The following is a 21,712-nucleotide window of genomic DNA, read 5'->3' on the forward strand; positions in this document are numbered from 1 at the left end:
CAAACGTGACAAGGTCCTTCGCTGCGCTCAGGATGACAATAATAATTACCGCGCCAGCTGCTCATCGAGCTGCCGGAAGGGGTTGAGCGTGTTCAGATTCAGGACAAACCGGATGCGGTCGGTGAAATCCTGGCGGCTGGCGGGGAAGCCGTTGGCGTACTGCGAGCCGGCCACGGGCAGGTAGAAGCTGAAGATATCGCGCACCACGGGCACCACCAGGCCGGCATCATAATAGAGGCGCTGGGCGGTGCGGGTGGTCGATTCGCTGGTGCGGAAATAGTCGTGGGTGGCCCCGAAATCGGCGAAGACGGCGAGGCGCGTGACCGGCAAATCGGCTTGCAGGTTGAGGGTGCTGAGCCACTTGGTATCGGCCACGGGCAGGAAGCCTTTGAAGGCGCCGTCGCGGTCGTCGGTCTGGTGGAGCTGGGCCGTGACGCCGTGCGATATCTGCTGGCGGTCGAGGAAGGCGGTTTGACGGCGGTAGTCGGGGCTGCCGCTCAGGCCGAGCACGAACTCGGGGCTGCTGGGCTGCTGTAGAAACCGGCCGCCGAACAGGCGCACCTGCACTTTGCGGCTGGGTGAGTAGAAACGGAAATAGCTGGTGCTGGCCCGTAGCAGCAAGGCCTGGCGGTTGTTGGCATCGTCGGCGCTGCTGGCAATCATGCGGTTCAAATCCACGGCGGCGCTCCAGCCTTGCAGGCCGTTGGCGTGGCTCACGCGGTAGTCCACGGCCTGAAACACACCGGTCCGGTTGCGGTCTTCATCGGCCACAATGGTGTTGGCCACGGTGAGGCGCTGCTGCGGGGCCGCGCCCGGCGCGTGGGGCCACGCAAAGCTCACACTCGGCTCATATTTAACGTAGCGCTCGAAACGCTGCACGCTCATGGCAATAGTTGCCTGCCGCGAGAAGTGCTGCGGCAGCACGTTGAGCTGGATTTGACCGATGCCATTCAGCTCATTCCGGCTGAAGCTGTACATGGGCATGGCCAGGTATTGCAGGCGCTTGGGGGCCAGCGGGCTATTATAGAACGCCGCGCCAAGCATGAATTTATCGGAGGTATTGGCCCCTAACACTGGCAGCCAGCTGATGGTGGCCTTGTCCCAGCGCTCCACGCTGGCCAGCGGCCGCAGGCGAATGGGGGTGAAGCGCGAAGGATGGTCGGCCACAGTGAGGCGGTCGTTGCGGCGGTTGAGTTCGGGCGTGACGTAGTTGGCATCCACCACGAGGGCGGCCACGTTGGCGCGCTTGAAGTTGAGCTGGCTGGTGGCTTCCTCCTCGGCGTTGGGGTCGGTGTTGCCGAAGGGCGTGGTCCAGAGCGTTTCGAGCACCTTGCCATTGGCATCGACGGACGATACCGGCACGGCCCAAGGCGTGGGCGAATCGGTGCGAACCAGCACCTTCACCAAGTCGTTGAAGCTGGCCAGGGTCTGCAAATCCGCATCGTAGTGCTGGGTATTGGTCATCATTCCCTGGAAAAACCAGCCCAGCTTCTGGCCCGTGCTTTCCTCAAACACCATCTGCATATCCTCGGGGTAGGGGTGCTTGAACTGCCACCGCTCGTAGTAGAGGTGCATGGCGGCATCGAACTTCTCCTGGCCCAGGTAGCCCGCCAGGTACTTCAGGAGCGAGCCCGTTTTCTGGTACACCACAATGCCGTAGTTCAGCGTGGTATAATCGGCCGAGGAGGGGCCCTGCACCGGCTGGTCGAGCCCCCGGCTGGCCAGGGCTTGGTAGGGCACTTGGTCGAAAGCCGACCGGGGCAGCTTCTCAAGGCCGAAGGTGCGGGCGATGCGCGGGCTCTGGGCAAAGCCCATGAAGCCGCCGGGCTTCACCGTGTCGAGCTCGCTCACGCGGCCTTCCACGTAGGTGTTCACGCCCTCGTCCATCCACGGGAAATCCCGCTCATTCGAGCCCAAAATGCCATAAAACCAGTTGTGGCCCACCTCGTGCACAATGGCGCTGGGCATGGTTACGGTCACCATCGGGTACTCCATGCCGCTGCCGGCACTCAGAGCACCATCCACGGCCGTGGCGGCCGAGTAGGGGTACTCTCCCACCCATTTCGAGTAATAGGTGAGGGCGTCGTTCACGTCCTGGAGGCCCTTTATCCACTTCGTGGCCTCTTTGTTGGTGAAGAGAACCCACGAGGTGACGGTGCGACCCGAGGGTAGCATCACGCCGCTTTTCAGCACGTTGAAGCGCTTATCGGCAAACCAGGCAAAGTCGTGGATGCGGTCCTGCTTGTAGCGCAGGGTTTTGGTGGTGGCGTCGGAAGCCGGGAATTTCAGGTCGGTGCCGAAATCCTGGGCGGTTTTCTTGGCGGCGGCGGTGGCGGCCAGGGCGTCCATGCGGGCGCGCTCGTCGGGGTTTTGCAGCTCGCCGGTGGCCCCCACGGTGTAGTTGGTGGGCAGGGTAATGGTGACGTCGAACGAGCCGAATTCGGAGTAGAATTCGCCCTGGTCGAGGTAGGGGATGGGGTGCCAACCGCGCCGGTCCAGCACCGCCGGCTTGGGGTACCACTGCGTAATCTGGTAGCTCTGCCCCACGTGCCCAAACCGCGAAAACGACGCCGGAATCTTCACCCGAAACGGCGTGCTAATGGTTGCGCTGGCCCCCACCGCCAGCGGCTGCGGCAGCACCAGCTTGGCAATGTCGGCGTTTTTGGGGTCGAATTCGAGCTTGGCCGCTTGGCCATTCACCTTGAAATCGAGCCCGTCGATAAAGCCCCGCCCCTCAGCTGGCGCAAATTGATACGTGCGCTTGCCGTCGCGCAATTGCTGCTTCGCAAAAGCCGTGGAGTTGTCCTTGTAAGCATTCGGCCACAGGTGAAACCAGATGAAGGTGAGGGCCTGTGGCGAGTGGTTGATATAAGTCAGTTCCTCGCGCCCGGTGAGGAAGTTGGTCTTGTCATCGAGCGTTACATCGATGGAATAATTGACTTCCTGCTGGAAATAAGGGCCGGCCACTTTGGACGGCGTGGGCTTGGGTGTGTGGCGCTGGGCCAGGGCCAGGCCGGGCAGCAGGGCCAGCAGGCCGACGAGTATGCGTTTGGTCATGCTTCAATGAGGGCTTGGGAGTAGCGTTGTGCCCTTGGGACGAAGCTACGGCGCGGCTGCTGACTGACCGCGCCAGCCGGTTTGCAAGTCGCTGCTTGGCTGATGCGAGCGCATGTATCGTAGAAGTAACCTATGGCGCGGCCAAGCGAAGTGGCCACCCCGCTGCTCAAACCATATTTATCCTGGGCACAGCCAATTAGCTTCCTATGAAAGACAACTTGGACCGATTCACCGACGCGCAGGACCGCAACTACCGTGATGCACTGGCCGAAATACGCAACGGCCACAAACGGACTCACTGGATGTGGTACGTTTTTCCCCAAATCCAAGGGCTGGGTAACAGCGAATGGGCGCAGTTCTACGCTCTAGTCGATGCTCAGGAAGCGAGGGATTACTTGTCGCATCCCGTTTTGGGTGCCCGGCTGCTGGAAATATGCCAGGTGCTACTTGGGCTGGCATCCAGTGATGCCCACGCTATTTTCGGCAGCCCGGATGACCTGAAGCTGAAGTCTTCGATGACGCTGTTTGCGTCGTTGGGTGCCAGCCCGGTTTTTCAGCAGGTGCTGGATAAGTTTTATGGCGGGGTTCAGGATGAAAAAACGCTGCGTATCCTGGCCGCATCGGCCAATTCCTGAACACCTTTGGTAATGAAAAGCTGACTGCCGCGATAAATGCTTCAGGAAGAAAAGGCAGGTCAGTTTATAGCCAAAGAATGGAAGCAAGACCGAAAATTGACGTGCCCCCAACTCCGGCAGATAAGGCTGCAGAGTTGCTCGCTTGGGGGGCGCTGGCCCTGCTTTGGGGCTTCACCGTCTGGAGTTTTTTCCACCTGCCCAATACGATTCCCATTCATTTCGACGCGGCCGGCGTGCCCGACCACTACGGCAAAAAAGACAGCATCCTGATGCTGCCGCTGGTGGCCACGGGGCTTTTTGCGGCGATGACGGCCATTGTAACGGCCTTCAGCAAATTCCCCCACGCCCTGAATTACCCTGTCACCATCACGCCCGCCAATGCGCTGGGTCAGTACCGCGCCGCCATCCGGATGGCCCGGGGCTTGAGAATCGGAATGGTGCTGATGTTTCTGCTGCTCGTGTTTCAAACCGCCCAAACTGCCACCGGCCGGGCCGATTCCCTGGGGGCGTGGACGCTGCCTGTCACGCTGGGGTTGCTGGTGGGGCTGCCGGGCCTGTGCTATTGGATTACCGTAGCCAGCGCACACAAGTAATGTGGAGACGAATTATTGCGTCTCGTCGCTGAACGATGACGTGGAAATGGCGCGGCCGACGAGACACAACTATGCGTCTCTACATTAAGCCACCGACGACGACTATTGCTCGTGCGTGCGTCCCATGAGCCGCACCGTGCCGTAGCCCACCATCAAAAACAACCCGAAAACCAGCGTCACGCCCCACGTGCCGGGGAAGGAAAAGGGGTGCAGAATCCGGTTCACAATATCAAAAAACAGCGTGAGCGGGTTGGTGAGGACGTCCCACGAGTTGAAGCGCAGGTAGCGGCCCAGGTAGATGCCGAAGCTGCTGAGCAGCAGCGCCACCGTGGCAAAGCCCCACCCGGCCCCGAAGCCCAGGCGCTGCTGCACCAGCCGCTGCATGTCGGAGAGGGAGGCGTAGGCCAGCATCAGGCCGTTCCAGGCGCAGCTCAGTATCAGGGCCAAATCGTACCAGAGCGGCACGCCGGGGCGGGTATCGAGGTGGAATAAATCGGTGAGGATGTAGGGCGCGTTGGGGAAAAACAGCAGCCACGCCGCGCCCACCGGCACCAGCATCCGCGCCCGCAACGGCCCCTTAGCCGTGCCCAGCATGGTGCTGAGCGCAAACGGCACCACGGCCAGAAACAGGTTCCAGAGCAGAAAGAGGAACGTGAGGCGGCCCGTCATCAGCACCCGGCCCGCCACCAGCAGGACACTCAGGGCCACGGACGCGGCCAGGACGAACACCAGCGTGAGCCGGGCGCGGGTGAAGGGCTGGCTGGAAAGGGTGGTTGCTTGCATAAGGTTAAAGTTAATGCCGAAGCGCCGGGCAATGGTTATTTCAATTCCGGCCAAACGACAACGCGCCGCCCGGCGGGCTGCGTGCCCGCCCCCGGCATTTATGGCTAATTTTGCACTGCTTACCACAGGGGCAAGCGTGTTTTCTGGTTCAATGACGTTTATTCCTTCGCTGCGGCGGTCGCTTCGGTGGCTGGCAGCCGGCCTGCTGCTCACCAGCCCCGCGCTGGCCCAAACGCCGGGTAAGCCCCAGCCGGCCAGCCCTGCGCCAGCTGCCAGGCCGCCAGTTGCTAAGCCGGCCACCGCTCCGCAAGCCAAGCCAGCGCCGGCTACCACTCAGCCGGCCAAGCCGCAGCCTGCTAAGCCCCAACCCACTAAACCCAAGCCCACCGCCGTGCCGCCCGCCGAAGCCGGCGTGCGCTACCGCAGCGGCAAAACCCAGCTCGATCAGGGCAACTACGCCGCCGCCCTCGCGCAGTTGGAGCCCCTCGCGCAGCCCACCGCCCGCTTCGCCCGCGCCGCCGATGCCGCCTACCTGGCCGCCGTGGCCAACGCCCGCCTCAAGCAGTGGCCCGAGGCTGAGCAGCTCCTCAACCTGCTCCGCACCGAGTACCCGGCTTACCCGAATATGCCCGATGCGCTGTTTCTGCAAGCGCAGGTTTCCTTTGAGCAGGAGGATTTCGATACGGCGCTCAAAACCCTAACCCAGCTGCCACCCGATAAGCTGGTGGCCGAGCGCGAGGCCATGAAGGCTGCCTATCTGCCGCGCATAAAGGAGCGCAACACTTGGCAGCGCAACCTGCGCCGCTACCCTGACGACATCACCTTGGCCCGCGCCTACGCCGACCACCTCATCGCCGGCGGGGCCTTCACCGATGCCGACCGCCCCCAGCTCGACGAGCTGATTGCCAAGTTCAGCTTCGACCGCGCCTATTACACGCCGCGCCCCCGGCCTGTCTCGGTGAAGAAAACCAGCTACAACGTGGCCGTGCTGCTGCCCTTCGAACTGAACGACCCCAGCTGGCAGACCCAGCGCAAAAACCAGTTCGTAACCGACCTGTACGCCGGCCTGCGCCTGGCCCAGGACAGCCTTCAGCGGGCCGGCCGACCCATCCAGCTTTTCGCCTACGACACCGGGGCCGACACCCTCACCCTGAAGCAAACCCTGGCCCTTCCCGAGCTGGCCGGTATGGACATGCTCATCGGTCCGGTCTATAAATCGGGGGCCAAGCTGCTGGGCCGCTACGCCCGCGAGCACCAGATTATCTGCGTCAATCCGCTCTCGCAGGATGGCGATTTGGTGCTCGATAACCCCTGGCACTACCTGTTTGCGCCCAGCTCGGCCACGCAGGGGCGGGTGGCGGCGCAGTTCGCGCTCAATGCCTTCGGAGCCGGCCGACCGGGCCTCGTGCTGTACGAAGACAGCAAGGACGACGCCGACTTCGCCACCGCCTACAAAGCCACGTTTGAGGAGCAGGGTGGCAAAATCAGCGCCCTGCGCCGCTTCAACCCCGATGTGGACGAGAGCCTCGCCGCCGCCTTCGCCGGGCCGGAATTGGCCGCCGCCAGCCACGTTGTGGTCGTGTCCGATAACCGCCGCATTGGCCCCTACGCGCTGCGGCTGGTGCAACAGCAGCCCGCTGCCACGCGCCCTGGCGTGCTGGCCCCCGGCTCCTGGCTCGATAACCCGCGCCTCGACGTGAGCCAGCTCAACGGCCCCGCCACCTACTTCATCCAGCCCAAATACTACGACGAGCAGGGGCTGGGCTTCCGCCGATTCCGGCAGCTGTATTTGCAGCGCCAGCACCTGCCGCCGTCGCTTTTCGCCAGTCAGGGCTTTGAAATGCTGCTGTATTTCGGCAACGTGCTGTTTCAGTATGGCCCGGCGTTTCAAACTGGTTTGTCCACCGCGCCGCAGGCCACGGGGGCCATCTTTGAAGGCGAAAGCTATCCCGGCGGCGCGCACGACAACCAGGTGGTGCCCATCGTCAAGCTCAGCGGCCTGGAGTATCAGGTGATGCGCTAGACCATTTTACAATTGATAAAACGTCATGCTGAGCGCAGCCGAAGTATCTCGCGTGCAGCAGTAATCAATTTACGAGTGCAACGAAGCGAGCGAGATGCTTCGGCTGCGCTCAGCATGACGTTCTGAACCGACTCAACAAAATCACTTTCATGCTCAACCTCACCACTTCCGCTGCCCTTTTCGAACGTGCCAAAACCCTCATTCCTGGCGGCGTAAACTCGCCGGTGCGTGCCTTTCGCTCGGTAGGCGGCTCGCCCGTTTTCATGCAGAGCGCCCACGGGGCCTGGCTCACCGACGTGGACGGCAACCAATACGTTGACTTCATCAACTCCTGGGGGCCGATGATTCTCGGCCACGCGCCGGAGGTGGTGCTTGATGCCGTTCGCGCCGCCCTGCCCAACTCGCTCAGCTTCGGCGCGCCCACGCACCGCGAGGTCGAAATGGCCGAGCTGATTCGCGAAATGGTGCCCAGCATTGAAAAAGTGCGCCTCGTGAACTCCGGTACGGAGGCCTGCATGTCGGCCATCCGCGCCGCGCGGGGCTATACCGGCCGCGCCAAAATCATCAAGTTTGAAGGCTGCTACCACGGCCACGGCGACGCCTTCCTGATTGCCGCCGGCAGCGGTGCCCTCACCGCCGGCGAGCCCGACTCGGCCGGCGTAACCCAGGGCGTGGCCCAGGATACCCTCACCGCGCCCTACAACGACCTGCCCGCCGTCGAAGCCCTCATCGCCGCCAATCCCGGCCAGGTGGCGGCCCTCATCCTGGAGCCCGTGGTGGGCAATATGGGCCTGGTAATTCCCGCCGAAGGTTTCCTGCAAGGCCTGCGCGACCTGTGCACCCAGCACGGCATCGTGCTCATTTTCGATGAGGTGATGACCGGCTTCCGTCTCGCGCCGGGCGGCGCGCAGCAGCTCTACGGCATCAAAGCTGACATGACGACGCTGGGCAAAATCATCGGCGGCGGCCTGCCCGTAGGCGCTTACGGCGGCCGCGAAGACATCATGAACTGCGTAGCCCCGGCCGGCAAAGTGTACCAGGCCGGCACCCTCTCCGGCAACCCCATGGCTACTGCCGCCGGTATGGCCCAGCTCCGCTATCTGCACGAGCACCCCGAGCTCTACACTGCCCTTGAAGCCAGCAGCGCCCGCCTCGCTGACGGTACCCGCCAGATTGCCGCCGAGCTTGGCCTGAACTACACCGTGAATCGCGTGGGCTCCATGTTCAGCTTATTCTTCACTGATAAGCCGGTGAATAATCTGGACGATGCCAAACACTGCGATACCGCCGCGTTCGGCCGCTATTTCCACGCTATGCTGAACCGGGGCATCTACCTCGCGCCCTCGCAGTTCGAAGCGCTGTTTGTGTCCACGGCCATCACCGATGAGATGGTGGAAAAATACCTGACCGCCTGCCGCGAATCGTTGAAAGAAGCTCACAGCTTGTAACGCACGTTAAATCTGCGACCTTTGCCCAATGCTAAAATTCCGTCTGCTAAGCCTGCTTTTGTTATTTGCGGCGTTTGCCCACGCCGAAACGCCCGCTCAGGCCAACAAGCGCCTCTTCGATAAAACCGTCGATGAGTTGAATTTCCGCACCATGGAAACGGTGTACGATAAGTCGTTCACCCGGGGCAAGTTTCCGCTCACGCTACGCACCGCCGCCGCCCGCCGCGCCTTCGATGGCTTCGGCGACAACAAGGCGCTCAAGCAGCTGTTTCTGAACTATAACGGCATTGCCGAGCGGTATAAAAACCGTTTCGGCAACGGCCCCCTCACGCTGGCGGAGTTTGATAAACAGCTGAAATCGGTACTGCTGGATAAGAACTTCGAGTTCTTCATTCACAACCTGCCGCGCGATGAGCGGGTGTCGCTCATCCGGGCCGAGCAGCGCCTCATTCAGCAGGCCAGCGCCCAGTTCAACGACTCCGGCGCGGCCGCTGGCCCCACCGTGCCCGTTGCCGATAACGGCGCTCAGCCCGAAGCCCCCGTCACCGCCCCGCTCACCACCAACGACACCGACGGCCCCCAGCCGGAAACCACGCCCGCCGCTACAGCCGACGACGAGGCCCCGCTCACCAGCGCCCCCGTGATGCCGTCCGGCCCCGCCCCGCACCACGACTGGCTCGACTACCTCACCCTGCTGCTGAGCCTAGCCAGTGCTGGGATGCTCTTCCACCTCATTACCAACGTGCTGCCCGGGCTGAATCGCCGCATCAATAACCTCAGCGCCGAGCCGGAGCCTGAACCAGAGCCCCGCAGCTTCGCCAGTCGCCTGCGGCCCAACCGCAACCCTGGCGGCCTGCGCGAAGACCGGTACGAGGACGACGAAGACGAGGAAACCGAAGGCGAGCCCGCCGGCCCGTACCGCCACGACGACGACTAAAATCGTGTGGCGACTTTTATCACATGCGCCAATAATTCGGTCATGCTGAGCGCAGTCGAAGTATCTCTACCGCAGCAGTAAACGAATTACTTGCGCAATAGAGATGCTTCGACTGCGCTCAGCATGACGTTCTTTTTAACCGGAATTAACAATCCCCAATGATTCTTACCGACCAGCAAATCCTCGCGGAAATCGAAAAAGGCACCATCGTTATCGAGCCCTACGACCGCAGCTGCCTGGGCACCAACTCTTACGATGTGCACCTCGGCAAGTACCTCGCCACCTACCGCGATGAGGTGCTGGACGCCCGCAAGCACAACGAGATTGATACTTTTGAAATCCCTGAGGATGAAGGGTACGTGCTCCAGCCCGGCCGCCTTTACCTCGGCGTGACGCAGGAATACACCGAAACCCACGCCACTGTGCCCTTCCTCGAAGGCAAGAGCAGCGTGGGCCGCCTTGGCATCGATATTCACGCCACGGCCGGAAAGGGCGACGTGGGCTTTTGCAACCATTGGACGCTGGAAATCAGCGTGTCGATGCCCGTGCGGGTGTACCGAAATATGCCCATCGGCCAACTGATTTACTTCACGGTGCAGGGCGATGTAAACACCTTCTACAATCGCAAGGAAAACGCCAAATACAACGACAAAACCGATAAGCCGGTAGAGTCGATGATGTGGAAAAATAAGTGGTAGAATATAGCGTTGAGGTAATTCAGGGACGATAATTCCGAACCGTGCCGCGCTTTTTTGCGTTGAAATCGGTGACTGCGCCGCTCAGGGCTGGCCCGGTCCTTGCGTAAGTGTGCAACTGAAACCCCTACGACGATGACGACGAAAACTGCTTTTGCTTCTCTTTTGCTGGCGCTTCTGGCCGGTTCTGCTGCCGCCCAGCAGGGGCCCAATAGCACCGTGGCCGTGCAGGACAAAACCCAGTCCAGCCCCCGCCTCAACCCCGTGCAAGCCCGTGCCGACCGCCTCAGCGAGCAGATGGTGCGCGACCTGCACCTCAATAACTACCAGGCCACCAAGCTCCGCGCCGTGAATGCCGATAAAATTGCCAAAATGGCGGCCATCGAGCGCAAAAACGCTGGTAACCAACGGCTGATTGATGAGCAGTGCAACGGTGTCTGCAAAGAGCGGGACCAGGAATTCCAGGCCTTCCTTAGCAATGACCAATACAGCAGCTACTTCGGCTCCCGTGGTGTCTACAATAAGACTGACCGGGATTTCGCCAGCCAGTCGGCCAGCATTTTGCTTACCAATTCGATACAGAACCCGTCGCCGGCCCGTGCTAACGACGCTTCTATTGCCCCAACTAGTACCCGGCCTACCAACCGCCCCGCTGGCAACCTTGGCCGCAATGCCCGATAAATTGTAGCGCACGCTTTGGCTTGCGCCTAAATATGAAAAGCCCTGCCGGATATATCCGGCAGGGCTTTTTTATGGGACTTCTGTTCTAGCATGCACAAGCTAGAGCCTGTGTTACAGGCGCTCCTGCGTTTGTTCCTGCTTATCCAGGTATTCCGACAGCTCTTTGCAAAGCGCGCGCATCTTGTTGGCCATTTCCTTGTCGTCGGTAGCCGTCACGATGTTCTCGGCCATCGAGCCAATGTTGTCGACCACGAAGCGCTTCATCTCGTCCACGGGCATGTCCTTGGTCCAGAGGTCAATTTTCATGGTACCAGCTTGCTCCCGGTCCCACAGCGCGATGTTGATGGCTTTGGCGAAGTGAATATCCGGCCCCGCATCGGTGGCCGACCAGCTGATGGCCTCAGGTACTTTGTTGTCGTCGAGGGCGATGCTGAAGCGTATTTCTGATTTTTTCATAGAGGGTAAAAATGTGTCATCCTGAGCGTAGCGAAGGACCTTACCAAATCAGAACGGCTGTCGTTCGGTGGTGATAAGGTCCTTCGCTACGCTCAGGATGACAGTTTTGGAGGCAAAAAGTTAGACGTAGTTGTTCAGCATCACCGGCATCACCAGCATCAGGATGCTTTCGTTGTCATCCGGCGTGGTGGGCATGAGCAGGCCGGCGCGGTTGGGTGTGCTCAGCTCCAGGGTGATTTCCTCGGAGTCGATGTTCGAGAGCATTTCGAGCAGGAAGCGGGCGTTGAAGCCAATTTCCATGTCCTCGCCGTCGTACTGGCAGGTGAGGGTTTCCTTGGCTTCGTTGCTAAAATCGAGGTCTTCGGCCGAAACCACCAGCTCGGAGCCGGCTAGGCGCAGGCGCACCTGATGAGTGGTTTTGTTGGAGTAGATGCTGATGCGGCGCACCGAATTCAACAGCTCCGACCGGTTGATGATGAGCTTGTTGGGGTTGCTCACCGGAATCACGTTTTCGTAGTCCGGGTACCGCTCGTCAATCAGGCGGCACACGAGGCGCATCTGGTTGAAGGAGAAGAAGGCGTTGCTCTGGTTGAACTCGATTTTCACCGGCGTGGCCTCCGAGGGCAGCGTGCCTTTCAGCAGGTTGAAGGCTTTGCGCGGGATGATGAGGTTGGCGGTTTGGCCCGCGCCCACGTCCTGGCGGCGGTAGCGCAGCAGGCGGTGGCCGTCGGTGGCCACGAAGGTCACCTGCGAGTCGGCCAGCTGCACGAGGATGCCGGTCATGGCCGGGCGCAGCTCGTCGGTGCTTACCGCGAAGATGGTTTTGTTGATGGCGCGGGCCAGCGACGAGGAGGGCATCTCAATCGGGGCCGAGCCCTTCACCACCGGCACGCGGGGGAAGTCGGCGGCATTCTCGCCGGCCAGCTTGTAGCGGCCGTTCGAGGAGCTGATTTCGATGGTATAGGTTTCCTCGTCCAGCGTGAAGGTGACGGGCTGGTCGGGCAGGTTCTTGAGGGTATCGAGCAGGATGCGGGCGGGCGCGGCGATGCGGCCGGTGTCGCGGGCCTCCACGGGCAGCTCGGTAATCATGCTCGTCTCCAGGTCGGAGGCGGTGATGGTGAGCTTACCGGCCTCAATTTCAAAGAGAAAGTTCTCCAAAATGGGCACCACGGGGTTGTTCGTAACCACGCCGTTGATGCTTTGCAGCTGCTTGAGCAGCGCGGAGGATGATACGATGAATTTCATGGTGCGAGGCTAGGGCTAGGAATTAGGGAGGGCAAAGATAGGGGGTGCGGTTGGGGTTTGGAAGGGGCGCGGTCAGGGAGAATGGAATGAGCAGGACAGACAAACTGATGTCAGAATAATCGGTAGCTCATTCTGAACTTCGACTTAACTTTTCAAGACGAAGTAACATTTTCTACCAATGCAATACCCGAAAAGACTCCAACAGGCCGCGAAGGATTTGAATGTGTCGATGCAGGAAATCACAGACGCATTAGCTGGTAGGGGACATTACGTCGAAAACAAGCCGACAACTAAACTCTCCGTAGAGCAACTAGATATTGTAGACGGAATTCTGAACGGTGGTAAAAGAGCTTCTTCATCAACTCTTGAAGTAAGTAGCCGAGATGCAACAACGTTTCAAAAGCTCGAATACATTAGGAGGAAAATTGGCCACCCCAAAACCTTTTTCAAGTATTTCGGGACACAAGACCATCATTTTTCTAGCTTAGAAGATGGGTACATTTACCTGTCTCCACCTTCCTATTTCAATGACCCATTCGATTGCTCACTTGACTTAGTAGATTTTTCCAGCCGTACTAATACGGACTTCAATAAAAGAGCTGTCGAACGATTTAAACAGCGAGTCAAGGACATTGGAGTATGCTGTTTCTCCAGAATCAATGACTCTATATTGATGTGGGCACATTATGCGAATAGCCACCGTGGTTTCTGTTTGGAATTCAGTTCTGATAGCGAGAATCCTTATGGCATCCATCCATTAGATGTATGCTATTCAGAAATGCTAGTCAAGCTGAACTTTCACAATCAGGCAGATGATGCCATTGCTAATATGATTTTCACAAAATCATTGGACTGGAAATACGAACAAGAAATGAGGTGTATTGCTGACGGCCTTGTCAGCCAGAATGATAGGAAAAAGCATTTTGATGCTTCAACAATGAAGGCCGTTTACCTTGGTGTCAAGTGTGAAGAAGTAACAAGTGAAAAGATAAAAGACATTGTCAGAAGAAAATATCCTTTGACAAAGGTGTATCAGGCATCAAAAAGCTCTGATTCTTTTTCGATTCAATTTGACACAGTGAGCATCTAAAGATTTGTTGCTACCCGGCAAACCCCGCATAGCGTCGCTTGCGCCGCCAGGCCCGCACGGCCCCGAAGACCCCCAGCAGCACTAGCGGCGCACCGAGGTTCAGCAACTGCCAGCGGCGGCGCTGTTCGGCCAGCTTCACTTTGTCGAGGGGGCGGAGGGTGATTTGCTTGCCGCGCACGGCGATGAGGCCGGTTTCGTCGAGCAGGTAGTCGGTGGCGTTCAGGACTAGCTCGCGGTTGGCGAATTCGGTGTTGGCGAGGCGGTCAAAGCCCAGGCGGTAGGGATTGCCGGTTTTGGGGTCAACTTCGGAGCGGATGAAGTCGCCATCGGAGAGGACGAGGATTTTGCTGGGCTTGGCATTGGCCGGCTTTTCGGGCTGAAACTGCAGGGTGCCGGGCCGGGCGCGGTTGGCGAAGAGCGAGGTGAACTGGCCTTCGAGCAGGTAGGCCACCGGCTGGAAACCCTTCTGGTAGAGCTTGGGGTTGGGTTCGAGGCGGGCGTCGTTGAAGTTGATGGGCACCGGGGCGGGCAGCACGCGGGTGTAGCGCGAGGTGGTCATCAACGGAGTTTTGCGGATGCCGGTGGCCTTCACTGTATCGAGGCTGCCCGTGAATTTCAGGTACACCGCGTCGAGGTTGCGGGTGATGGGGTGGGGGCTGAACTTGTTGATGAGCGGGTAGAGCTGCCAGGGCATGGGCTCTATTTTGGGCTTGTTGCCGTCCATGCCGGTCACGAGCGGAATTTGGCCGCTGTTGAGGTCGAGGAGCAGGTTCTGGTTCAGGCGCAGGCCGTATTTGAAGAACAGGTCGTCGAGGTTGAGGTTGTAGGGCGTGGCCAGCGCCACGCCGTTGCGGGCCACGCTGTCGAGGTCCACGCGCAGGGCATCGACGAAGAACATGGCCCGGCCGCCCTGGGTGATGAACTGGTCGAGCTTGAACTTGTCGTCTTCCGAGTAGGGCGTTTTTGGCTGGGCCACCACGATGGCATCGAGCGTACTCAGGTCATTGTCCTTCACCTTGCTCAGCGTCACGCGAAGCACGTCGTACTGCTGCTGCCAACTGCCGAGCATGTCGCCGGCCTGCACGTTGTCGAGCTCGCCGTGGCCTTCCACTACACCTATGCGCTTGCGCAGGGCCGGAACCAGCGTGCGGATGGTGCTGGCCAGTTCATATTCCAGCCCTTCGATGCTTTGGTTGAGGCGCACCTCGGCTGGTGCGGCTTGGTTGCCGCGTAGCAGGAGCACTGATTTATCGTGTCCGCCCACGCTCACCACGGCGTAAGGGAAAATGATTTTTTCGACGCGCTTGCCGTTTTCGGTGGCCCCGAGGTTGGTGGGTTTCAGGCCTTTTTTGAAGAGGGTTTGGTAGAAGGCGTTGCGGGCGGCTTCGGTGCTGCCGGCGCTGGGGTCGATGAAAATGTAGTTCAGATTGGCCCCGCCGTAGACCTGGAACTCGGTCAGGGTTTCGCGCACGCCCTGCTCCAGGCGGCGGAAGGCGGGCGGGAAATCGCCGGTGAGGTACACCGTGATGGTGACCGGCTGCTTGAGGTCGCGCAGCAGCTTCTTGGTCGCGTCCGACATGGTGTAGCGCTTTTCCTCGGTCAAATCGAGCCGGAAAAAGAAGCGCTGGGCCGTGAAATTGAACAGCAGCAGCAAACCCACTACCGCAGCAAACTGTAGCAGGTCGCGCTGCTTGCGGGAAGCCGGCACCGGAGCGGCCATCGGCGAATTTGTCAACGTATTTTCCATTACCAGTTACGACTCCGTAAAGCCAGGCGCGTGGCCTGCAACGCCACCGCCACCACGCTGAAGAAATAAACCAAGTCCCGCGAGTCAATCAAGCCCTTGCTCAGGTCGCGGTAGTGGGCTGCAATGCCCAGTTGGCTAACATAATAAGCCGAGCTGCCTTGCAGCACTGAGGCCAGCGAATCGAAGCCCGAATACACCAGAAAGCAGCCCACCACGGCCACCAGAAACGCAATAATCTGGTCGCGCGTGAGGGCCGAAGCCAGAATGCCAATGGCGGCGAACACGGCTGCCAGCAACGCCAGCCCCAAGTAGGAACCCACCGTGGCGGCCGAGTCGATGTTGCCCTCGGGGCTACCCAGTTTGTATACCGAGTAGTAGTAGAGCAGCGTGGGCACCAGCGCCAGCAGCGCCAGCAGCAGGCAGGCCAGGTACTTACCGCCAATAATCTGCCCGTCGGTTAATGGCCGCGTCAGCAGCAGTTCGATGGTGCCGGCCTTCTTCTCCTCGGCAAACGTGCGCATGGTGAGGGCCGGAATCAGGAACAGGAAAATCCATGGGGCCAGATTGAACAGCGTTTGCAGGTCGGCGTAGCCGTAGTCGAGCACGCTACTATCGGGGAAAACCCAGACGAACAGGCCGGTCGCAATCAGGAAAACCCCCAGCACCACGTAGGCCACGGGGGAGTTCAGGAAGGCGTTGAATTCTTTTTGGAGGATTGTTAGCATTTTTTGCCGTTTGTCATCCTGAGCACAGCGAAGGACCTTATCGCGTCCGCTTTGTCAGTTTGATGTCAAATAAATCAAATGATTTACTGCTTGCTGTTCGCTCATCATTAGGTCCTTCACTACGCTCAGGATGACAGGCGACTAAAATAGTTACTTCGTCAGTTCCCCAAACACTTCCTCCAGACTCTGCTGCTCCTGCCGCAGCCCCAGCAGAATCCAGCCTTCCTGCCCAGCCAGGCGCGACACGGCGGCGCGCACGTCGGTGCCCGGCGCGGTGCGCAGCAGTACCGCGCCATCGGGCGCTAACTCGACATGGCGTACATTGGGCAGCTTGGCTAGCTTGGCGGAATCAACTGCGCCCTCGAATTCGGCGCGGACTACGGTTTCGCCGGCGGCGCGGGCAGCCAGCTCGGCCACCGGGCTGTCGGCCACCAGCTTGCCCCGGCTGATGATAAGCACGCGCGAGCACAGCGCCGTGACTTCGGGCAGAATGTGGGTGCTGAAAATGACGGTTTTATCCTCGCCCACCTCACGGATGAGTTGGCGAATTTCCAGAATCTGGTTGGGGTCGAGCCCGGTGGTGGGCTCGTCGAGGATGAGCACGTCGGGGTCGTGGATGAGGGCTTGGGCCAGGCCCACGCGCTGCCGGTAGCCTTTGCTGAGCGCTCCGATTTGCTTGTTCTGCTCGCGGCTCAGTCCCACGCGGCGCACCAGCTCGCTCACTCGGTTGCGCAAGTTAGAGCCGCGCAGTCCGTGCACCGAGCCGATGAATTCGAGGTACTCGTGGACGTACATGTCCAGGTAGAGCGGGTTGTGCTCGGGCAGGTAGCCCACGTGGCGGCGCACTTCCAGGCTGTCGGTGAGCACGTCGTAGCCAGCCACGCGTACGGTGCCGGCGGTGGGGGGGAGGTAGCCGGTGGCAATTTTCATGGTCGTGCTTTTGCCCGCGCCATTCGGCCCGAGGAAGCCCACAATTTCGCCCTTGCCCGCCGTGAAGCTGATGTTGTCCACGGCATTCTGGGTGCCGTAGGTTTTGGTCAGGTGCTCGATTTCTACCATGTTATTTGACCTGCGCCGGGCGCAGTTGAATCTCGGAAATCATCGTGGTGTCTGGCGCTTCGATGGCATGTACAATGGCGGCCGCAATGTCTTCGGGCTGCATCTTGTATGGGTCGGGAGTGGCACCGGGCGCTTTGCCGTTGAAGTTGGTTTCGACTGAGCCGGGCATGACGCAGGTAACGCGAATGCCATCCGGCCGCACCTCCTTAAACAACGCATCCGAGAAGCCGCGCACCGCAAATTTGGTGGCGCAGTAGCCCGACATGCCGGCCGTGCCCGCCGTACCGGCCAGCGAAGCCACGTTCACGATGTGGCCCGTGTGCTGACGCTTCATTTGCGGTAGCACGGCGCGGGTGCAGAGAAAAGTGCCCAGCACGTTGGTGTCGAACATCGTTTTCCAATCCTCGGTCTTGAAGCCATCGACCTCGCCCATGATGCCTAGGCCGGCGTTGTTCACCAGCACATGGATTTCGGGGCCCAACTCGCGCTGGGTGTTGGTGAAGGCTTCGGTGATGGAATGCTCATCCTGCACATCGCACTCAAAAAACTGGAACCGGTCGTGCGCCAGGCCTTCGGGAGCTGAGCGCGCCCAGCCGGCCACGGCCGCGCCGCGCGCCAGCAGGGCTTCCACGGTGGCGCGGCCAATTCCTTTGCTTGCGCCCGTGACGATGGCAACTTTACCGGTGAGGTCCATTTATCTTTGGGAAAAGTAAGGCTGAATATGCGCAATACGAGTTTGCGGCCGCAAGTTAGCGGCCTGGGAGGGTTTGGGGTACCGCGCGGGCTGGGCCGGTTTGGATTAGGCCTGGTCTTAATGGCAGGATTGACTACCTGCGGCCCCGGCCACGGCACCGATTGCCTGAAAAGCACCGGCACCATCGTCACCCAGCGCCGTGAGGTAGATGCCGACCTGGTCACCGTCACGGCCTTCGACAACGTGGACCTGCGCCTCGTGCAGGACTCGCAGACCTACGCCGAAGTGCGGGCCGGCGAAAACCTCATCAGCGACATTGTGCTCACCCGCAAAGGCAACGCGCTCGAAATTACCAACACCAGCACCTGCAACTGGGCCCGCAGCTACGACACGCCCCGCGAAGTGACGCTGCACGTGCCGCGCATCCTCAACGTGTTTTTGCGCGGCCAGGGCAACACCAGCACCGTGGGCCAGTTTGAGCAGGATACCATCTTTTTTCACCTCATCGGGGCCGGCGACATGGACCTCAACGTAAAGGCCCGCCAGCTGTTCCTCGACCAGTACGAGCTGGGCGATATCACGGTGCGGGGCTCCACTGAGGGCTTGCGTTTCGACTTGGGTGGCTCGGGCCGGCTTTTTGCTCAGGGCATTACGCCCAAGCGTTGCTATTTTACCCTGACGCGCGACAGCGATGGCGACGCCCATGTCCGAGCCTCTGAGAACCTGGGCGGTACCATAGCCGGCAACGGCACGCTGTACTATGGCGGTTCCCCAACGGTCACGGACATTAAAATAACCGGCAACGGCAGCAAGAAAGCCGAGTAGTCTAACGGCTCAACTTATAAATCGCCCAGCTGCGGCCGAATCAGCAGCTCCTCCACCACGGCGTAGGGGGATAGGGAAAAAGCTGAAAACAAGGCCTCCGCAACGTCTTCGGCCTGCACAAACCGCTCCTTGGGCAGCTCCACACCGGCCCAGCTAGCCGTGAGGGTAGGGCCAGGTAACACGGCCGTAACGCGCACGCCGCTGGCTTTCAGCTCCTCGCGTAGGTTTTTGGTGAAGCCCAGCAGTGCGTGCTTGGAAATGCCGTAGGAGCCGCCATTCGGGTAAGCCGTGATGCTGGCCGTAGAGCAAACCGTGAAAATGTGCCCGTGGCCCTGCGCAATCAGGCCTGGCAGCAGCGGCAGCGTCACGTCATAAGCACTCAATAAATTAACGGCCAGCATCTGGCGCAGCTGGGAGCCGTCGGCGGGCTCATCCTGCAAGCGGCCGGGGATGAAGGCCCCGGCGTTGTTCACTAATACCTCAACGGGTAGCCCCAGGCCCAGCACAAAAGCCGTGAAACGGGCGCAGTCGCCCTGCTGGCTAAGGTCGGCGGGCAGGGTGTGCAGCACGGCCCCGGGAACTTCGGCCCGCAACTCGGTTGTAAGCGCGGCCAGGTCGGCAGCTGAGCGGGCGCAGGTGGCCACCGGATAGCCGGCCTGCAGAAAGCGCGCCACCACGGCGCGACCAATACCTTTGCTGCCGCCGGTGACGACAATTAATTTTTCGCTCGTTTGGGCTCTGTTCATCTGTTTTACGTAAGGTGGCGAAGCCCCCAAAGTTCTGCTTGCAGCAACCGCCGCGCCCAAACTTCGGTTTTTATTCTTCAACAAACTCTCATGCTTAAAACTTTCGGCTCGTTTGTCCTTTTCCTGCGGGGCATGGTCACGCGCACGGAGCGGTTCAGCGTCCTCTGGAACCGCACCATCGACGAAGCCATCCTCATCGGGGTCGATTCCATTGTCATCGTGTCCATCGTGTCGGCCTTCATCGGGGCCGTTACCTGCGTCCAGATTGCCTATAACCTGACCAATCCGCTCATTCCGCAGTCCACCATCGGCTACATGGTGCGCGAAATGACCATTCTGGAGCTGGCCCCCACCATCACCAGCATCGTGCTGGCGGGCAAAGTGGGGTCCAGCATTGCCGGCGGCCTGGGCACCATGCGCATCACTGAGCAGGTGTCGGCACTGGAAGTAATGGGCATCAATTCCACGTCTTACTTGGTGCTGCCGCGAATTCTGGCGGCGCTGCTCATGTTCCCGCTGCTGGTAATTCTAGCAATGCTGTTGTCCATTCTGGGCGGCTACCTGGCCGGCACCCTCACCGGCGTCATGACGGCCCAGGACTACATCGAAGGCATCCGCACCGATTTCATTCCTTACAACATCGTCTTCGCCCTCATCAAGGCCGTGGTATTTGCCTTCCTAGTATCGGGTATTTCGGCCTTTAAAGGCTACTACACCACCGGCGGTGCCCTCGAAGTAGGGGCAGCCAGCACCGGTGCCGTGACCAATTCCATCATCGCCATTCTCATTGCCGACTTCGCCCTGGCGGCCCTGCTGCTGTGATTTTGTTGTCAGCTGCTTGTTATTGATAAACGACAGGCGGACACCATCAAACTGACAACGAACAACTGATAACTACCATGATTGAAGTATCTAATATCGAAAAATCCTTCGACGGCACGCCCGTTCTGAAAGGCATTTCGTGTGTGTTCGAAACTGGCAAATGCAACCTGCTGCTCGGCGGCTCAGGCACCGGCAAAAGTGTGCTCCTGCAATGTATTGTGGGTCTGATGAAGCCCGACATCGGCTCCATCACCTTTGATGGCACGGTGTACACCAATAGCAAAATCGATATCCGCCAGGAAATCCGCCGCAAAATCGGGATGCTGTTTCAGGGCTCGGCCTTGTTCGACTCCATGACGGTGGCCCAGAACGTGGAGTTTCCGCTGCAGATGCTGACGCCCGAAATGTCGCCCGAAGAGCGGCGCGACCGGGTCGAATTCTGCCTCAAGCGCGTGGGCCTGGAAAATGCCGGCAACAAGATGCCTGCCGAAATTTCGGGCGGCATGAAGAAGCGCGTGGGCATTGCCCGCGCCATTGCGCCGCAGTGTACCTACCTATTTTGCGACGAGCCCAACTCCGGCCTCGACCCCGCTACCAGCATCAAAATCGACAACCTGATTCACGAAATCACTCACGAATACAACATCACCACCGTCATCGTGACCCATGATATGAACTCGGTGATTGAGATTGGCGAGCACATCATCTTCCTGCACCAAGGCAAAAAACTCTGGGACGGCACCAAGGACGAAATTCTGAACGCCAAAGTCCCCGAGCTGCGCGACTTCATCTTCAGCAGCAGCCTCGTGCGCGCCGCCAAGCGCGTCGATGAAGAAACCGAAGGCGGCATGGCCGCTTTCGCTGAGGAAAGCGAATCTGGCGGCGGTATCTAATCCCGTCATATTTCACAAAAAAAGCCCCGTCTCTGCTAAGAGACGGGGCTTTTTGCATAGCGTAAAGCACGGGTTATTCTGTTGGCAGCAGTAGTTTCAAGTGGCCCAAATGGTGCAGTCCGTGCCAGGCATACAGCGCCAGGGCTTGGTCGAGGGTCGACTTGCGCTGGTTGCCGGGGTGGTAGAACGTGCGCTGCCACTGCTCCTCGGTGAGGTGGTGCAGCAGCGTCACCCAGCGCGAATGCAGCGCCTCCAGCAGCGTCAGCGACACCGTTATGGGCGTGGCAGCCACATCGGGCAGTTCGGCCCAGGCCTGCTCGTCGTAGGGGCAGATGGTGGGGTTGTCCTCCGTCAGGGCCAGGCGGAAGCGGACGTAGCTGTTGATGTGCGAATCGGCGACGTGGTGGATTACCTGGCGGCCGGTCCAGCCGCCAGGACGGTAGGGGCGTTGCAGGCCCTCGCCGCCCACCTGGCGGGCCATGGCCGTGAGCTGAGCCGGCAGCTCGGCCAACTGCTGAATAAACGCCGTGCGTTCGGCAGGGGCGAGGGGGCTGGTGG

At 60.0% G+C, this 21,712-nt stretch carries 21 protein-coding genes; 11 read left to right on the forward strand and 10 right to left on the reverse strand.

The annotated features are described in order from the left end of the window. Positions 1–45 precede the first annotated feature (45 nt). Complete coding sequence (locus tag AAFH49_RS02655; RefSeq protein WP_342295805.1) at positions 46–3,057, reverse strand: M1 family metallopeptidase; 3,012 nt, start codon at positions 3,055–3,057, stop codon at positions 46–48. Between the two features lie 206 nt (positions 3,058–3,263). Between AAFH49_RS02655 and AAFH49_RS02660 the strand changes: the two genes are divergently transcribed. Then, the gene (locus tag AAFH49_RS02660) at positions 3,264–3,692 is read left to right on the forward strand and encodes a DUF1810 domain-containing protein (protein ID WP_342295807.1); all 429 of its coding nucleotides are present in this window, start codon (positions 3,264–3,266) and stop codon (positions 3,690–3,692) included. A 77-nt stretch (positions 3,693–3,769) separates the two neighbouring features. Next, positions 3,770–4,285 carry an SdpI family protein gene (locus AAFH49_RS02665; RefSeq protein WP_342295809.1) on the forward strand — a complete coding sequence of 172 codons (516 nt, stop codon included), beginning with the start codon at positions 3,770–3,772 and terminating at the stop codon, positions 4,283–4,285. Positions 4,286–4,387: 102 nt separating this feature from the next. Here the strand turns inward: AAFH49_RS02665 and AAFH49_RS02670 are convergent, their stop codons facing one another. Next, positions 4,388–5,068 (reverse strand): DUF1361 domain-containing protein, encoded by a 681-nt coding sequence (locus AAFH49_RS02670; protein WP_342295811.1) that lies wholly within the window; start codon positions 5,066–5,068, stop codon positions 4,388–4,390. 151 nt (positions 5,069–5,219) lie between these two features. On the opposite strand from AAFH49_RS02670, the gene AAFH49_RS02675 reads away from it, so the two are divergent. The 5 genes from AAFH49_RS02675 (at position 5,220) to AAFH49_RS02695 (ending at position 10,852) form a co-directional block, all read left to right on the forward strand. Beyond that, on the forward strand, positions 5,220–7,091 hold the full coding sequence (locus tag AAFH49_RS02675) for an ABC transporter substrate-binding protein (RefSeq protein ID WP_342295813.1): 1,872 nt from the start codon (positions 5,220–5,222) through the stop codon (positions 7,089–7,091). Between the two features lie 149 nt (positions 7,092–7,240). Next, positions 7,241–8,539 (forward strand): glutamate-1-semialdehyde 2,1-aminomutase, encoded by a 1,299-nt coding sequence (hemL, locus tag AAFH49_RS02680; RefSeq protein WP_342295815.1) that lies wholly within the window; start codon positions 7,241–7,243, stop codon positions 8,537–8,539. A gap of 28 nt (positions 8,540–8,567) precedes the next feature. Further along, complete coding sequence (locus tag AAFH49_RS02685) at positions 8,568–9,476, forward strand: hypothetical protein (protein WP_342295816.1); 909 nt, start codon at positions 8,568–8,570, stop codon at positions 9,474–9,476. A gap of 158 nt (positions 9,477–9,634) precedes the next feature. Continuing rightward, positions 9,635–10,174 (forward strand): dCTP deaminase, encoded by a 540-nt coding sequence (dcd, locus tag AAFH49_RS02690; protein ID WP_342295817.1) that lies wholly within the window; start codon positions 9,635–9,637, stop codon positions 10,172–10,174. Positions 10,175–10,306: 132 nt separating this feature from the next. Beyond that, positions 10,307–10,852 carry a hypothetical protein gene (locus tag AAFH49_RS02695; protein ID WP_342295818.1) on the forward strand — a complete coding sequence of 182 codons (546 nt, stop codon included), beginning with the start codon at positions 10,307–10,309 and terminating at the stop codon, positions 10,850–10,852. Positions 10,853–10,963: 111 nt separating this feature from the next. Here AAFH49_RS02695 and gldC read toward each other — a convergent pair whose 3' ends face one another. Together gldC and dnaN are read right to left on the reverse strand one after the other, a co-directional pair. Continuing rightward, positions 10,964–11,308, reverse strand: a complete 345-nt coding sequence (gene gldC / locus AAFH49_RS02700; protein WP_342295819.1) for a gliding motility protein GldC — start codon at positions 11,306–11,308, stop codon at positions 10,964–10,966. Between the two features lie 120 nt (positions 11,309–11,428). Beyond that, entirely contained in the window at positions 11,429–12,553 is a 1,125-nt protein-coding gene (dnaN, locus tag AAFH49_RS02705) for a DNA polymerase III subunit beta (protein ID WP_342295821.1), read from the reverse strand. 178 nt (positions 12,554–12,731) lie between these two features. On the opposite strand from dnaN, the gene AAFH49_RS02710 reads away from it, so the two are divergent. Continuing rightward, positions 12,732–13,643 carry a DUF2971 domain-containing protein gene (locus AAFH49_RS02710; RefSeq protein ID WP_342295823.1) on the forward strand — a complete coding sequence of 304 codons (912 nt, stop codon included), beginning with the start codon at positions 12,732–12,734 and terminating at the stop codon, positions 13,641–13,643. A 10-nt stretch (positions 13,644–13,653) separates the two neighbouring features. On the opposite strand, the gene gldG is transcribed toward AAFH49_RS02710, so the two are convergent. From gldG to AAFH49_RS02730, 4 genes are all read right to left on the reverse strand, one after another. Further along, positions 13,654–15,390 carry a gliding motility-associated ABC transporter substrate-binding protein GldG gene (gldG, locus tag AAFH49_RS02715; RefSeq protein WP_342295825.1) on the reverse strand — a complete coding sequence of 579 codons (1,737 nt, stop codon included), beginning with the start codon at positions 15,388–15,390 and terminating at the stop codon, positions 13,654–13,656. After that, positions 15,390–16,115, reverse strand: coding sequence for a gliding motility-associated ABC transporter permease subunit GldF (gene gldF / locus AAFH49_RS02720; RefSeq protein WP_342295827.1), 726 nt, complete (start codon positions 16,113–16,115; stop codon positions 15,390–15,392). The genes gldG and gldF overlap by 1 nt, the downstream gene beginning before the upstream one ends. 150 nt (positions 16,116–16,265) lie before the next feature. Continuing rightward, entirely contained in the window at positions 16,266–17,174 is a 909-nt protein-coding gene (gldA, locus tag AAFH49_RS02725) for a gliding motility-associated ABC transporter ATP-binding subunit GldA (protein ID WP_342295828.1), read from the reverse strand. Between the two features lies 1 nt (position 17,175). After that, positions 17,176–17,868, reverse strand: coding sequence for an SDR family oxidoreductase (locus AAFH49_RS02730; RefSeq protein WP_342295829.1), 693 nt, complete (start codon positions 17,866–17,868; stop codon positions 17,176–17,178). 120 nt (positions 17,869–17,988) lie between these two features. Here AAFH49_RS02730 and AAFH49_RS02735 point away from each other — a divergent pair, with 120 nt between their 5' ends. Then, positions 17,989–18,693 (forward strand): GIN domain-containing protein, encoded by a 705-nt coding sequence (locus tag AAFH49_RS02735; RefSeq protein ID WP_342295830.1) that lies wholly within the window; start codon positions 17,989–17,991, stop codon positions 18,691–18,693. 14 nt (positions 18,694–18,707) lie between these two features. Here the strand turns inward: AAFH49_RS02735 and AAFH49_RS02740 are convergent, their stop codons facing one another. After that, complete coding sequence (locus tag AAFH49_RS02740) at positions 18,708–19,439, reverse strand: SDR family oxidoreductase (RefSeq protein ID WP_342295831.1); 732 nt, start codon at positions 19,437–19,439, stop codon at positions 18,708–18,710. Positions 19,440–19,529: 90 nt separating this feature from the next. Here AAFH49_RS02740 and AAFH49_RS02745 point away from each other — a divergent pair, with 90 nt between their 5' ends. Both AAFH49_RS02745 and AAFH49_RS02750 read left to right on the forward strand, forming a co-directional pair. Next, on the forward strand, positions 19,530–20,261 hold the full coding sequence (locus AAFH49_RS02745) for an MlaE family ABC transporter permease (protein WP_168674183.1): 732 nt from the start codon (positions 19,530–19,532) through the stop codon (positions 20,259–20,261). Positions 20,262–20,338: 77 nt separating this feature from the next. After that, positions 20,339–21,154: an ABC transporter ATP-binding protein gene (locus tag AAFH49_RS02750; protein WP_342295834.1), complete on the forward strand. Its 816-nt coding sequence runs from the start codon at positions 20,339–20,341 to the stop codon at positions 21,152–21,154. A 73-nt stretch (positions 21,155–21,227) separates the two neighbouring features. On the opposite strand, the gene AAFH49_RS02755 is transcribed toward AAFH49_RS02750, so the two are convergent. Continuing rightward, positions 21,228–21,712: YfiT family bacillithiol transferase (locus AAFH49_RS02755; protein WP_342295836.1), on the reverse strand; the 485-nt coding region annotated here is incomplete at its 5' end.

Source organism: Hymenobacter segetis, assembly GCF_038448715.1.
Lineage (GTDB): Bacteria > Bacteroidota > Bacteroidia > Cytophagales > Hymenobacteraceae > Hymenobacter > Hymenobacter segetis.

Coding starts and splice junctions, on each gene's coding strand:
- AAFH49_RS02695 (WP_342295818.1), top strand. CDS start 10,307: ATGACGACGAAAACTGCTTTTGCTTCTCTTTTGCTGGCGCTTCTGGCC.
- gldA (WP_342295828.1), bottom strand. CDS start 17,174: ATGGTAGAAATCGAGCACCTGACCAAAACCTACGGCACCCAGAATGCC.
- AAFH49_RS02745 (WP_168674183.1), top strand. CDS start 19,530: ATGCTTAAAACTTTCGGCTCGTTTGTCCTTTTCCTGCGGGGCATGGTC.
- AAFH49_RS02660 (WP_342295807.1), top strand. CDS start 3,264: ATGAAAGACAACTTGGACCGATTCACCGACGCGCAGGACCGCAACTAC.
- gldF (WP_342295827.1), bottom strand. CDS start 16,115: ATGCTAACAATCCTCCAAAAAGAATTCAACGCCTTCCTGAACTCCCCC.
- hemL (WP_342295815.1), top strand. CDS start 7,241: ATGCTCAACCTCACCACTTCCGCTGCCCTTTTCGAACGTGCCAAAACC.
- dcd (WP_342295817.1), top strand. CDS start 9,635: ATGATTCTTACCGACCAGCAAATCCTCGCGGAAATCGAAAAAGGCACC.
- AAFH49_RS02675 (WP_342295813.1), top strand. CDS start 5,220: ATGACGTTTATTCCTTCGCTGCGGCGGTCGCTTCGGTGGCTGGCAGCC.
- dnaN (WP_342295821.1), bottom strand. CDS start 12,553: ATGAAATTCATCGTATCATCCTCCGCGCTGCTCAAGCAGCTGCAAAGC.
- AAFH49_RS02655 (WP_342295805.1), bottom strand. CDS start 3,057: ATGACCAAACGCATACTCGTCGGCCTGCTGGCCCTGCTGCCCGGCCTG.
- AAFH49_RS02730 (WP_342295829.1), bottom strand. CDS start 17,868: ATGGACCTCACCGGTAAAGTTGCCATCGTCACGGGCGCAAGCAAAGGA.
- AAFH49_RS02710 (WP_342295823.1), top strand. CDS start 12,732: ATGCAATACCCGAAAAGACTCCAACAGGCCGCGAAGGATTTGAATGTG.
- AAFH49_RS02665 (WP_342295809.1), top strand. CDS start 3,770: ATGGAAGCAAGACCGAAAATTGACGTGCCCCCAACTCCGGCAGATAAG.
- AAFH49_RS02750 (WP_342295834.1), top strand. CDS start 20,339: ATGATTGAAGTATCTAATATCGAAAAATCCTTCGACGGCACGCCCGTT.
- AAFH49_RS02735 (WP_342295830.1), top strand. CDS start 17,989: ATGGCAGGATTGACTACCTGCGGCCCCGGCCACGGCACCGATTGCCTG.
- gldC (WP_342295819.1), bottom strand. CDS start 11,308: ATGAAAAAATCAGAAATACGCTTCAGCATCGCCCTCGACGACAACAAA.
- AAFH49_RS02685 (WP_342295816.1), top strand. CDS start 8,568: ATGCTAAAATTCCGTCTGCTAAGCCTGCTTTTGTTATTTGCGGCGTTT.
- AAFH49_RS02740 (WP_342295831.1), bottom strand. CDS start 19,439: ATGAACAGAGCCCAAACGAGCGAAAAATTAATTGTCGTCACCGGCGGC.
- AAFH49_RS02670 (WP_342295811.1), bottom strand. CDS start 5,068: ATGCAAGCAACCACCCTTTCCAGCCAGCCCTTCACCCGCGCCCGGCTC.
- gldG (WP_342295825.1), bottom strand. CDS start 15,390: ATGGAAAATACGTTGACAAATTCGCCGATGGCCGCTCCGGTGCCGGCT.